The organism is Acinetobacter sp. NBRC 100985, assembly GCF_000241225.1.
In the GTDB taxonomy this organism is placed as follows: domain Bacteria; phylum Pseudomonadota; class Gammaproteobacteria; order Pseudomonadales; family Moraxellaceae; genus Acinetobacter; species Acinetobacter venetianus.
In genome coordinates, this window is the sequence record NZ_BAEB01000017.1 from 1 (window position 1) to 12,355 (window position 12,355).

Annotated in this window: 12 protein-coding genes; 4 read left to right on the plus strand and 8 right to left on the minus strand. The window is 37.1% G+C overall.

Going from position 1 to position 12,355, the window contains the following annotated elements; translation table 11 throughout:
- Positions 1–342 precede the first annotated feature (342 nt).
- From ACT4_RS04855 to ACT4_RS04880, 6 genes are all read right to left on the minus strand, one after another.
- Positions 343–1,053: a glutamine amidotransferase gene (locus ACT4_RS04855; protein ID WP_007480209.1), complete on the minus strand. Its 711-nt coding sequence runs from the start codon at positions 1,051–1,053 to the stop codon at positions 343–345.
- Between the two features lie 48 nt (positions 1,054–1,101).
- Entirely contained in the window at positions 1,102–1,659 is a 558-nt protein-coding gene (locus ACT4_RS04860; RefSeq protein WP_007480210.1) for a GNAT family N-acetyltransferase, read from the minus strand.
- A 26-nt stretch (positions 1,660–1,685) separates the two neighbouring features.
- The gene (gene eutC / locus ACT4_RS04865; RefSeq protein WP_007480211.1) at positions 1,686–2,498 is read right to left on the minus strand and encodes an ethanolamine ammonia-lyase subunit EutC; all 813 of its coding nucleotides are present in this window, start codon (positions 2,496–2,498) and stop codon (positions 1,686–1,688) included.
- A 10-nt stretch (positions 2,499–2,508) separates the two neighbouring features.
- Positions 2,509–3,894: an ethanolamine ammonia-lyase subunit EutB gene (locus tag ACT4_RS04870; protein ID WP_007480212.1), complete on the minus strand. Its 1,386-nt coding sequence runs from the start codon at positions 3,892–3,894 to the stop codon at positions 2,509–2,511.
- Positions 3,895–3,909: 15 nt separating this feature from the next.
- The gene (eat, locus tag ACT4_RS04875; RefSeq protein ID WP_007480213.1) at positions 3,910–5,352 is read right to left on the minus strand and encodes an ethanolamine permease; all 1,443 of its coding nucleotides are present in this window, start codon (positions 5,350–5,352) and stop codon (positions 3,910–3,912) included.
- A gap of 297 nt (positions 5,353–5,649) precedes the next feature.
- The gene (locus ACT4_RS04880) at positions 5,650–6,615 is read right to left on the minus strand and encodes an alpha/beta hydrolase (RefSeq protein ID WP_004878686.1); all 966 of its coding nucleotides are present in this window, start codon (positions 6,613–6,615) and stop codon (positions 5,650–5,652) included.
- A 160-nt stretch (positions 6,616–6,775) separates the two neighbouring features.
- On the opposite strand from ACT4_RS04880, the gene ACT4_RS04885 reads away from it, so the two are divergent.
- Both ACT4_RS04885 and ACT4_RS04890 read left to right on the plus strand, forming a co-directional pair.
- Positions 6,776–8,488: an AAA family ATPase gene (locus tag ACT4_RS04885; protein ID WP_007480214.1), complete on the plus strand. Its 1,713-nt coding sequence runs from the start codon at positions 6,776–6,778 to the stop codon at positions 8,486–8,488.
- A 9-nt stretch (positions 8,489–8,497) separates the two neighbouring features.
- Positions 8,498–8,860, plus strand: a complete 363-nt coding sequence (locus ACT4_RS04890; RefSeq protein WP_007480215.1) for a 5-carboxymethyl-2-hydroxymuconate Delta-isomerase — start codon at positions 8,498–8,500, stop codon at positions 8,858–8,860.
- 16 nt (positions 8,861–8,876) lie between these two features.
- Here the strand turns inward: ACT4_RS04890 and thiM are convergent, their stop codons facing one another.
- Both thiM and ACT4_RS04900 read right to left on the minus strand, forming a co-directional pair.
- Positions 8,877–9,710 carry a hydroxyethylthiazole kinase gene (gene thiM / locus ACT4_RS04895; protein ID WP_007480216.1) on the minus strand — a complete coding sequence of 278 codons (834 nt, stop codon included), beginning with the start codon at positions 9,708–9,710 and terminating at the stop codon, positions 8,877–8,879.
- A gap of 17 nt (positions 9,711–9,727) precedes the next feature.
- Entirely contained in the window at positions 9,728–10,888 is a 1,161-nt protein-coding gene (locus ACT4_RS04900; protein WP_007480217.1) for a hypothetical protein, read from the minus strand.
- 306 nt (positions 10,889–11,194) lie between these two features.
- Between ACT4_RS04900 and ACT4_RS04905 the strand changes: the two genes are divergently transcribed.
- Together ACT4_RS04905 and ACT4_RS04910 are read left to right on the plus strand one after the other, a co-directional pair.
- Positions 11,195–11,671 (plus strand): DUF2147 domain-containing protein, encoded by a 477-nt coding sequence (locus ACT4_RS04905; RefSeq protein WP_004878695.1) that lies wholly within the window; start codon positions 11,195–11,197, stop codon positions 11,669–11,671.
- A 213-nt stretch (positions 11,672–11,884) separates the two neighbouring features.
- Complete coding sequence (locus ACT4_RS04910; protein ID WP_004878698.1) at positions 11,885–12,355, plus strand: DUF2147 domain-containing protein; 471 nt, start codon at positions 11,885–11,887, stop codon at positions 12,353–12,355.

Consider the following 12,355-nt stretch of genomic DNA (forward strand, 5'->3'; position numbering starts at 1 on the left):
ATTTTTAAGGGGTTAATATGATAAAAATAAATGACGATAAAAATAAGTACAAAAATCGAGATAATTAGGTACGTATTAATTGTATGAAAACTTTTTAAAAACTTTAGCATGCTGCTGCTGACCCACCCAATACACAATACAATAAAATATAATGTTTATAGTTTATTGTTTTTATTGACTGTTGCTAATATATATTGTTTTAAATTGACTTTTTTGTGTTTCTTTATGTTACTAATTTTATCAAATTGTAAAAATATTGAGTTGAAAATTATGGGATTTTAAAGAACTTAAGCAATATATTGTTTATGTTTAACATATTGCTTGAATATTTATCTATTAATTTTAAATAAGATACTCTAAAAAACTCCTCATCAGATTCTGTGTCTTTTGTTCTAAATCTTGTGCATACAAATAATTATCATTTCTCAACTGTTGAATCGATAGTTGAGCATTACGTATTTCACAAGTATGCCCAATTAGCCATTTTTCGAAGCTTTCTTCAAGAATTTCTAAATGAAATTGTAGTGCTAAAATATTTTTTCCAATGGAAAAGGCTTGATTTGGATACATTGCAGAACTTGCGAGTAAGGTCGCATTCTCTGGTAAATCAAAAGTATCTCCATGCCAATGCAATACTTTTGTATCTTTAAGTGGCGATAAAATATTCTGTTCTACATTTTTGATTTCTAATTCACTCCATCCTATTTCTTTTTGTTCACCTGCATAAACGTTTGCTCCTAGCGCATGTGCAATTAATTGAGCACCAAGACAAATACCAATCGTTGGCTTATCGTCTTTTAAGCGTTGTCTTAAACCAGAGATTTCATCAATTAAAAAAGGGTAGTCTTCTGTTTCGTAGACACCAATTGGTCCACCTAAAATAATCGTGAGACCTTCATAATTAAGCGCTGGACTGAGATCATCAACACCAGCTTCAAAATAACGAACACGGAAACCGAGCTGATAAAATACGTCTTCTAATGAACCTAAGTCTTCGAATGCTAGATGTTGAATTGCATAGATTGTTTTAGGAAATGATGTATTCAAGTTCATAGAAATATTTCTTATGTCAGGTGTATTTGGGGACTACTTGTAAGGCAATTAATCTGAATGACTGTTCCAATCAGATCGAAGTAAGCCATAGTGTAGCAAATCATGAAACTGATTTGACCAATAACCTGCTTCTCTGTGATGACCTTCATATTTAAAAGCTAAATTTTCAGCTAAGCGAAGGGAAGGATAATTCTTGGGATGGATAAATGCTTCAATTCGACTGAGTTTCATGTGTGCAAAACCCCAAGCAATCATGGTCTTTAATGCTTCCGTCATGTATCCATGACCCCAAGCAGAGGATGAGAGTTCATAACCAATTCTACATTTCTTCCAATCAGGCTCCCATTTGAATAAGCCACAGGTTCCAATCAATTGATCACTTTCTTGGGTTTGTATACCCCAACGCGTTGCAGGGTTTGGGTGTGTTCTCCAGTCTGCAAAAATTCGAACATATTTTTGAGCTTCTGATATGGATCGAATAGGATCTGCACCAAACCAACGCATTGCCTCGGCATTTGAATAAATTTCAAAAAGTTGAGGTACATCATCCATCGTAATTTCACGCAGTAATAGTCTTTCAGTAGATAAAATTGGAAAAGGTGTCATCGTATTCTACTTCTAAAAATATGGTATTAGAAAAGGAGCTTAGGTTGATCTATATGTTGAAACTCTGGGACTTGATGCTCATCTTTTAAGTCCACGCCTGATAAGCCAAGTCGTTTTGATTCTTTCATTAAATTCATCAGTCGTTGCGTAGCAATTGGAATGCTCAAGCCTGCTGGACGAACATTTGAAATGCAATTGCGTGCTGAATCGAGACATCCTGTGTGGGCATGCCATGTATAGTAAATTCCCATGCTATCTGGTGAGCTAAGACCCGGGCGTTCTCCAATTAGCATAACCAACATGGATGCTTTGAAAATCTGAGCAACATCATCACCTAATGCAACTCGGCTACCTGTTGCTAAAATAATAGGTGCAAGACTCCAACTTTCTTGCTGAATATATTTGTTTAGAGACAAAATAAAGGGGATTGCATTTGCCTCTATCGCACGTGCGGAGAGTCCATCACCGACAACAATACAAACATCATAGGGTTGTGAATCAATAGATTGCTCAATAAGTATTTGTTTTGAGTGCTCTGAAAGCTGTCGTCCTAAGTCTGGTCGTTTTAGATATGTTTCTTTATTTTCTGCATTGCTGTTTACATGATAGCTTTGTAGTGAATGATCTTTTAATTGCTCAGTTAAATAGGCTGTATTCAGGTTCTGATAAACCGCATCTTGAGCTTGCGCATGCGAAAGTTGAAACTCAAGTAGCGCTTGAGTTGGGATGCTGCAACCTGCACGACCAAGCGCAATTCGAGCATCTGTGAATTGTTTCAGTTTTTCCCACTGATCTTGATGTAGATGTGCAGGATGTTGAATATCACGATCAAGTTTCATCGTCATTCTCCTAATTCATCAGTAATCGTGAAAATTTTTCTGGCATATGATCAGACCAACAAATTTGAGCATGTTGCTGTTTAAAAATTCCTTGTTGTTCTAACCAAGCTGAAAACTCAGGGGCAGGTTTTAAGCCCAAAAGTTGTCTTAAGTACAACGCATCATGGAATGATGTGGTTTGATAATTCAGCATTACGTCATCAGAACCAGGGATACCCATAATAAAATTAAGTCCAGCCGCACCGAAAAGGGTGAGGAGTACATCCATATCGTTCTGATCTGCATCTGCGTGGTTGGTATAACAAATATCACAGCCCATCGGTAAACCGAGTAATTTCCCACAAAAATGATCTTCTAAACCTGCACGGATAATTTGTTTACCATTGTAGAGATATTCGGGTCCTATAAAGCCAACAACAGTATTGACCAGCAATGGTTTATATTTTCGAGCAACAGCATAAGCACGTGTTTCAAGTGTTTGTTGATCTACACCATGATGTGCATTACTGGATAGAGCACTGCCTTGCCCAGTTTCAAAATACATGACATTTTGCCCTAATGTCCCTCGATTCAGTGCTAGTGTTGCCTCATAGCCTTCTTGTAATAAATCAAGTGAAATCCCAAATCCTTCATTGGCTCGTTGTGTTCCTGCAATAGATTGGAACATTAGATCAATGGGTACATTCTTTTCAGCCAGTTGGATACCTGAACTGATATGTGTCAGAACACATGACTGCGTGGGGATTTGATACTCTTGAATGACGTGATCAAGTAGTTTTAACAACTCGGTAAGATTATGCAAATTGTCTGTTGCGGGATTAATTCCTATCACCGCATCGCCATTGCCATACATTAAACCATCTAAAATACTCGCTGAAATACCAAGTGCATCGTCAGTTGGATGGTTAGGTTGTAACCGAGTCGATAAATGACCTTTTAGCCCAATGGTATTACGGAACTGAGTGACGACTTCACATTTGCTTGCGACATAAATTAAATCTTGATTGCGCATGATTTTACTGACCGCAGCAACCATTTCTGGTGTAAGCCCTGAAGCAAGCTGAGATAATGTTTCAGTCGTCGCTTGTTCGCTCAACAACCAATTCCTAAAGTCCCCCACTGTGAAATGAGAGATCGGAGCAAAAGCATATTGATTGTGCTCATCAATAATCAAGCGTGTGATTTCATCTATGTCGTAATCAACTACCGTTTCATTGAGAAAGGTTTTTAGTGGTACATCCGCTAAAGCCATTTGAGCAGCAACACGCTCTGTTGCATCAAGTGCAGCAATCCCTGCCAATTCATCACCAGAGCGTAAAGGTGTTGCTTTTGCCATCAATGTCTTTAAATCAGTGAAATGATATTGTTGATTGGCAACCATAATTCGATAGCTCATTGTGATTTCCTTATATTATTTGGCTTCTTGTTCTGCTGCCTTGATATTGGCAAACTCTTCTTCTGGCGTACCTTTAATTAAATGATAGCGACTATAGAATAAAAAGTAAGCAATAAAGCAAGCGTAGATTGCTGCTGCGATAAACCAAACTTTAGGATTCACCACGAAACCTGCAACAACCGCAGCAATGGCAAGCACTAAGGCAATGATTGAAGTAAAAATGCCCCCAGGTGTTTTGTAAGGACGTGGCATATCAGGTTTAGATAAGCGTAATTTAATATGCGCAAGTAACATCAGCACATAAGAAATGGTTGCACCAAATACAGCAATTAAAATAAGAGAGTCGCCTTCACGAGTGAGAGAAAGAAAAAAACCGATAATTCCGGGGATAATAATGGCTAAATAGGGGGCTTTATTTTTATTGGTCAGTGATAACGAGGTTGGTAAATATCCTGCACGAGACAGAGCGAAAATTTGACGAGAATAAGCATATATAATTGAGAAAAAACTCGCAATTAAACCAGCCAAACCCACGAAATTAACAAAGGTTGCTAACCATGTTTCTGTTCCATAGACTTTGGTCAATGCATCAACTAAAGGTGCGCCTGAGTTTTGTAATGTACTTGCACCAGCAGCGCCAGCCCCTAAGACTAAGATCAAGATTGCGAAGGCTGTTAAGATCAACATCGCACCAATTAGACCTCTAGGTAAAGATTTTGCAGGGTCTTTGGCTTCTTCAGCAGCCAATGGAACACCTTCGACTGCAAGAAAAAACCAAATGGCAAATGGAACAGCCGCCCAAATACCTAAATAGCCTTGTGGAAGGAATGCGCTTGCACCTGATGCGGTGGTGGTCGGAATATCTAATAAATTTTGTAAGCTAAAATGTGGTGCCATTGCCGCAACAAATACCACCAGAGCAATGACCGCAATTAAAGTAATTGCAAACATGATTTTAAGTGCTTCACCAGCACCTTTTAAATGAATACCCATAAAGAGTAAATAGCAGCTTAAATACACTATCCAACCGTTGAGACCAAACAGGGATTCACAATAGCCACCAATAAAAACAGCAATCGCAGCGGGTGCAATTGCATACTCAATTAAAATGGCTGTTCCTGTTAAATAACCTCCGAACGGTCCAAAAGCAGCACGAGCAAAGCTATAACCACCGCCTGCGGTTGGCATCATTGTCGCCATTTCCGACATGGATAGACATAAACAGAGATACATGATTGCAACGAGGATGGTCGCAACAAACATACCACCCCAACCACCTTGGGCAATCCCAAAATTCCAGCCTGCAAAATCACCTGAAATGACATAGGCAACACCTAAGCCAATGAGGAGAAGCCAACCGACTGTACCTTGTTTGAGTTGACGTTGAGAAAAATACTCAGCCGATGAAATTTCTGAGCTTGACGAAGAAGGGGCAGATACAGAGTTCGCTTGGTCCATACAACTTTACTCCTCAGAGTGAATTTGTATCAAACAGTGCAAAAGTAATGCCTAAATTTAGAAGTGCTGATTTATTTTTAGTATTTTTTATTCCAAATGGTAAAAATAAAAGCTTTTTCTCTTTTCATTTGAGAGTTTATATCAGTTACCAATAGGCAGATTTATTTGAGAAAAGGATAAATGCAAAAAAAAGTAGGAAATTTTGAATAATATACTTTGTGGTGCTCAAATATGGTGCGAAATATTAAAAAAAGAACTCCAAAACAAGTTTTTGGAGTTCCCTCATAAAAATTAATTCTAGTTAATCTTTTGCTCTAACCATTGAAAGAGCTGCTGATATACTTCCGCTCGAACAGCGGGTGCTGACAGTACAAGATCATGTAGCCCATTATGAACTGCTAAAGTCTGCACATCACCTTGCATTTTTTTAGCATTATCGGTCATGTCTTTAACATCTAGAATAACGTCGCTTTGTTGCGCATCCGTACCCCATTTACGAGGGTATTTAGACTGGTGCGAATGCATAATCAGTGTAGGGACTTTTAGACTAACACCTTTATGGATTTCTTTTTGTGCCTCGTGAATTGCTGTAACAAAACAGAGATCCACAAAAGGCATGGTTTTAGGCTTCCAATCCAGATTGAAATCCCATTCGCCGTAAAAATCTTTATGCAAACTTGGTGTGTACCATTTATTTAAGCCACTTGGAAATTTGGCATTCGGTAACCGTTTACCAACCTCACTGAGTAAAGGAATGCCAACTTTTTTCTCAATAACACTTTTATAAAAATCATAAAAAGGACTATTTGCCCAAACTGCTTTAATGAGGCGGTGATCAGGGTAATGTGCTGCATAAAGTGTTGTAATCAGACCACCTGTTGAATGCCCAGCAAGCAAGACTTGATTGTGATTTTCTTGACCAATAATTTCGAGTGCTTTACTGATTTCAGCATCGTACTCTCTCAAATCAAGCACATAGTAAAGTTTTTGATGAGCGAGTTTAGAGCGACCATATTTTCTTAGATCGAGTGCATAGAAATCATAACCATGTTGATTAAATTGCTCAGCCATTTCTTTTTGAAAGAAATAATCGGCAAAACCATGGATATAGAGAACGGCTTTTTTCGTTGCTAATGCGGCTTTCTTTCGGATCAAAGTCGCAACAACTTTTCCGTCATAATCATCAGCAAAATCTAAGGTCATTTGCTGATAATCTTCACCTAATATATCTGTTTGATATGTATTGAGATTTGAGCTATTCATTTTTATATATCAAGTCTGAATTCATTAACAAACACATTAAATGAAAACCTTCGTATGTCAATGTAAAAGTGAGGCATGATGAGTTTTCTCCATGACATAGATTTTTATTTTCCATAAAAAATCGTTAAGCTATGTGCTGTTGTTTTTGACTGAAGAAATTATGAAACAAGAGACTGCACTCAAGTTACTTAAAGCTGGGGAAAATGTTTTTTTAACGGGCTCAGCCGGTGCAGGAAAAACTTATACGTTAAATCAATACATTCATTATTTAAAAGCACGCAAAGTACCTGTTGCAATTACAGCTTCAACGGGTATCGCTGCAACGCATATGAATGGGATGACTATTCATACATGGGCAGGAATTGGAATCAAAGATAGCTTGAGTGATGATGATCTCAAGCGGATGAAAGAGCGAAAATATTTAAAAGAGCATTTAGAAAATGCCCAAGTTTTAATTATTGATGAAATTTCAATGTTGCATGCCAAACAGCTCAATCTCGTTAATCAAGTCCTCAAATACTTTAAAGAAAGTGACGAAGCCTTTGGGGGGATTCAAGTGATTGTCGCTGGAGATTTTTTCCAGTTACCTCCTGTGGGCCGAAATGGCGAGGCCAATCGAGATAAATTTTGTTTTATGTCGGATGCTTGGGTCGAAGCAAAATTTCGTGTGTGTTACTTAACGGAGCAACATCGTCAGGATGATGAAATTCTCAACCAGATTTTAAATGCAATTCGCGCGCAAAATATTCAAGGCAATCATATTTCGGCTTTACAACAATCTCGTCAGCACGATATAGGTGAGACATTTACCCGCCTTTATACACACAATATGGATGTTGATAATATTAACTATCAGCATCTTAATGAAATCGATAATGAAAGCCACCAATTTAATGCAGTTTTAGATGGTAATGAAAAGCTGATTGAAACCTTGAAATCATCAGTTCGTGCACCAGAAGAACTTACTTTGAAAAAGCATGCCAAAGTTATGTTTGTAAAAAATAATTTTGATATGGGCTACATCAATGGCAGCTTGGGTGAAGTCATTGGATTTGAGGAAGATGATAAAAATGGTATTTTGCCTAAAGTGAAATTGACTGATGGCACAACCTTATTGGTTGAGCCAGAAACTTGGTCAATTGAAAATGAGGCAGGTAAGGTGATTGCGAGTTTTCAGCAAATTCCTTTACGTTTGGCTTGGGCAATTACCATTCATAAGAGTCAGGGTATGACCTTAGAAGCCGCAGAAATTAATCTAACGCATACTTTTGAGAAAGGTCAGGGCTACGTTGCTTTATCTCGATTGAAGTCTCTGACTGGACTTAAATTATTAGGTTTCAATGAGCAGGCTTTAGAGCTAGACAGTTTGGCAATCAAAGCAGATCGCCGTTTTCAGGAGTTGTCTACTGAAGCTGAAACGAACTTTGAAAATATTGATTTAACCACACAACATAATGCCTTTATTCGTCATTGTGGTGGTACGTTAAATACGACGGAAATTAGTCGTAATGAGAAAAAACTCGCTAAAGGTGCGAAGCAGAATTATGCTGCGGCAACTTTAGAAGAAACACGTGCTTTATTTGAAGAAGGTTATGAGATTGAAGATATTGCACATGAGCGTGGTTTAACGCCAGCAACGATTATTAATCATCTATCTCGTCTACATAAAGAACAAGGTTTAGATATTACTGTAGCGAATCCTGGTGATGACGTCGTGGAAGAAGTTCGTAAGATTTATAAACGTTTGCATAAGCGTAAAAATCCTGAACATTTTACTGATGATGGTGCAATTAAACTCAGACCGATCGTTGAAGCAACAAGTCCTAGGATGGCTTATGATCAAGTGCGTTTAGCTTTATTATTTATTGAATAGGAGCAATAAATGCCTCATATAATTACGAATTATTCTTCTAATTTGAATAGTTTAGATTCGTTGCAACTTTTGAAAGACGTAAATACTGTATTACTCGATACGATGCTATTTAGTGAGCATGATATCAAGTCACGTATTTTTAAAGATCAAAATTTTTTAATTGGTGTAAATGGAATTCAAGATGCTTATATCCATTTAAAACTCTATTTATTAAGTGGACGATCTGACGCTCAAAAAAAATCATTAGGTGAATTACTGCTCAACATCCTTGAACAGAAAAATTATTTAAAATCAAAAATCGATTTAAAAATTCAACTCTGTGTTGAGGTGATTGATATGCCTAAAGAAAATTATTTTAAAAGTACTGTTTAACTTTTGAATTACTATATTAACTCTCATAATCGCAGGATACCAACTCTACATCCACATATTGCCGAATTAAATTATCATCAAGCATATGCACATAATCTAGGAATGCAACATTAAAACTACCGACGGTTTGTGCATGCTCATAAGCAAGTTTACCTGCAATTGCAAAGTGAATATGTGATGCAAGTGCAGCAATTGTAGATGCACTAACAGCACTATACGCTGCTGTTAATGCACCTAAAGCACAACCTGTTGCTGTGATTTTAGGTTGTAAGTGACAACCACCATTTACCCGAATAACAAGATCTAATTCTTTAGAAATGATGTAATCCGATTCACCCGAAATCGCAATACATTTAGCATGGTTTAATAAGTTCTTTGCTTGTACATATACATCTTGGCTATTTAGCGTACTGTCTACACCTTTGGATTGAATTTGACTGCCAGCCAGCGCACTGATTTCTGAGGCATTTCCGCGAATAATTGTTGGATTAAATTTTAAAAGTTGATCTACAGTTTCACTACGCCACTTCAAAATCGCACCATAACCCACAGGATCAAGTATCCACGGTACTTCATGCTGCTGAGCAGTTTGTGCTGATATTAACATTGCCTGTGTCTGTTCAGTTGTTGGTGTGCCAACATTAATACTGAGTGCGGAACTGATTTTAGTAAAATCTCCCGCTTCAAAAGGATTATCAATCATCGCAGGTGACGCACCGGCGGCAAGTAAAATATTCGCTGCGTAATTACTGGCAACACTATTGGTTATACATTGAACGAGTGGCGATTGTTTTTGTAATGAATGCCAAGCTTCTATGACTTGATCAATAAGTTGTTGTTTCTGTGACATGATAAATCCTGAGCTAACTAACGCGTAAAATAATGGTCTTGATGTTTACATTGACGGCAAATCAATGAGACGTAATCTTTAGCATCATAGTCCACAACTAAATCATTCGAACCACAATACATACAACGCTTAACCGAATAAAAATTTAAACGAGGTTCAATTTTACGCCAAGATTTCCAAACAGGTTGAAAGAAAATATTTTCGTCATAACCTAAAAACTTAAATAACAAAACCTCACTCATTTTACTAAAAGGAATGTTGTGTGGTCTTGGCAATGTGCTTGTTTCCCAACGTTCAGCCAAAGCACGTTCACGATATTGTTCAAGTGTCTTTTTCAATAAGTTGGTATTAATAAACTTATCATTTCTCGGCTGCAATGCTTTCTGTTTATAAAGATATTCTAAAGCGGTTTGAATAAGATAATAAATTTGACCAATCGCTAACCCCTCCATCAAACGATAGCAAAAAGCCTGAAACGAACGATTTCCAGCAATTTGAATTCCCCAAGTACGACAGTAGAACTGCATGAATTGCACAATCTCTTGGTAAAGCACCAAGTAGAGAGCATCCTTAACTTCATCTGTAGTTTTAAAGGGAACACCTAAACTTAAATTTTCATAAAACCACTGGCGAAGCTGGTGGGTAATACTAAACAGACTTGGGTCAGCATAGCCATCTAAGCGAACATTTAAATAATAATGTTCAGTTTCAATGCCAGAATCTTGTGGTTTTAAAATACCGACTTTGACGAGGTCTTGAATCAAATGGTTCTGAAATAAAAAATTAGGCGTGAATTCATGATATTTAATGTTTTTCCAATGGATGATTTCATCATGCTGAATGTCTTCACGTGCATAACCATCCAATAGACTCAACAAGAACAGTTTATGTAAAAAACTGAGTTGATTGAGGCTATAGATGATTTCATCTTTTGCTTTGTATTTGCGTTGTTCTTGTAAAAGTGCTTGTTGTGTTTGTTTCTTTCGTTGTGCCGTGCATTGAGTACAATGACAGTTCATGTTGCTATCAGGCTTAAAAACACGATGTTCGCAATGGCTGCACTCATGAAATTGGATATCTTGAGTGTATTGTTCAGCTTCGACCCAGTACATTGAAGCTTGGCAGAGAGGACAATGGCTACTTTCATCTAACTGTTTTTGTAGAATCTGTAAATCCATTGAGAAGAAACCTATTGTGCCTAAATAAAAGATTATACATGTTGGCATAAAAGAATGATGCATAGTTTTAAATTGCAAATTAAAAGCTTGAAATTTGATTTAATTTTTTAGATTTTTTACTGCCTTCAATTACAGAGAGAAAATATAACTTTGCTAACCCTTGTTCATTTAACTGTTAATTTGTGACTTAGTTAAAATTCTTTTTGATTTTAAATAATTAAATATCTATTGGTCGTGTTGACTGCTGATTGTTGTTGTAATACATATGTATATTAGATGGATCAATTTTGCATTACGGAGCATATTATGCAAAGAAACTCACTCATGAATGGACTCATGGGAGTGTCATTTATTTTATTCACTTCTACCAGTTTTGCTGCAACACCTGAAGGTTTTTGGAAAAGTATTGATGACCGTACTGGTGAGCAGCTTTCGATCATAGAAATTAAGAAAAAACCTGATAATACATATACAGGAACGATTGTTTACCGCTATCCAGTTTTAGGTGGTGGGGCTGTGTTAACCAATTGTGTGAAATGTCCCGAACCATTTAAAAATAAGCCAATCTTAGGTCTACAAATTGCTTGGGGATTAAAAGAAGATCCTAAAAAGCCAAATCAGTATATTGATGGTCGTGTGTTAGAACCTAAAACAGGCAATATTTATAAAGGTAAAGCGCAATTGAGTGCTGATGGGAAACGTATGCGTATGCGTGGATATATGGGGATTTCAGCATTAGGTCGTACCCAAGTTTGGATTAGAACAGATAGTGCGAATCCTTAAATAAGAACTATTTACAGAGACGCCTGAACAACGAGTTTAGGCTTTTTTTTGTTTAAAATTATGTACATATGTATATAAAATATAAATAACGATGTGGTTGTTTTTTGTGCTAAAGAGTGGTTTTGTACGATGTAACTTCCTAAAAAGTGTGATAATTTTCGACCATTAAATTTATAACGATGAATAGCTTACTTTTTTAAGACGGGGGTTAATATGCTAAATCATATGCTCATGAAAGGAATCATGGGACTTTCAATTGCTTTTGCAAGTGCTACGACATTTGCTGCTTCAATCGAAGGCTATTGGAAAAGTATCGAAGAAAGAACAGGTGAACAATTATCAATTGTTGAAATACGTAAAGGAAATGACGGACGTTTTCATGGAAAGATAGTTTATCGTTACCCAACACGCGGTATCGCGTTAACCAACTGTACGAAATGTGCAGCGCCAAATACAAATAAACCATTGCTAGGCTTAGAGATTCTGTCTGGATTTAGAGAAGATCCAAACAAAGCTGATGCTTATATTGATGGGCGTGTATTAGAAGCTACCAGCGGTCGTGTTTATAAAGGCAAAGCTGTTGTGACTGGTGATGGTAAGCGATTACGTATGCGTGGCTATATGGGCGTATCTGCTTTAGGCCGCACTGTGGTTTGGTTACGAACAGATAGTGCAAATCCGTAA

Bases quoted from the DNA above. Each gene is read 5' to 3' on its own strand.
- ACT4_RS04855 (WP_007480209.1), bottom strand. From the start codon at position 1,053: ATGAACTTGAATACATCATTTCCTAAAACAATCTATGCAATTCAACAT.
- ACT4_RS04860 (WP_007480210.1), bottom strand. From the start codon at position 1,659: ATGACACCTTTTCCAATTTTATCTACTGAAAGACTATTACTGCGTGAA.
- eutC (WP_007480211.1), bottom strand. From the start codon at position 2,498: ATGAAACTTGATCGTGATATTCAACATCCTGCACATCTACATCAAGAT.
- ACT4_RS04870 (WP_007480212.1), bottom strand. From the start codon at position 3,894: ATGAGCTATCGAATTATGGTTGCCAATCAACAATATCATTTCACTGAT.
- eat (WP_007480213.1), bottom strand. From the start codon at position 5,352: ATGGACCAAGCGAACTCTGTATCTGCCCCTTCTTCGTCAAGCTCAGAA.
- ACT4_RS04880 (WP_004878686.1), bottom strand. From the start codon at position 6,615: ATGAATAGCTCAAATCTCAATACATATCAAACAGATATATTAGGTGAA.
- ACT4_RS04885 (WP_007480214.1), top strand. From the start codon at position 6,776: ATGAAACAAGAGACTGCACTCAAGTTACTTAAAGCTGGGGAAAATGTT.
- ACT4_RS04890 (WP_007480215.1), top strand. From the start codon at position 8,498: ATGCCTCATATAATTACGAATTATTCTTCTAATTTGAATAGTTTAGAT.
- thiM (WP_007480216.1), bottom strand. From the start codon at position 9,710: ATGTCACAGAAACAACAACTTATTGATCAAGTCATAGAAGCTTGGCAT.
- ACT4_RS04900 (WP_007480217.1), bottom strand. From the start codon at position 10,888: ATGGATTTACAGATTCTACAAAAACAGTTAGATGAAAGTAGCCATTGT.
- ACT4_RS04905 (WP_004878695.1), top strand. From the start codon at position 11,195: ATGCAAAGAAACTCACTCATGAATGGACTCATGGGAGTGTCATTTATT.
- ACT4_RS04910 (WP_004878698.1), top strand. From the start codon at position 11,885: ATGCTAAATCATATGCTCATGAAAGGAATCATGGGACTTTCAATTGCT.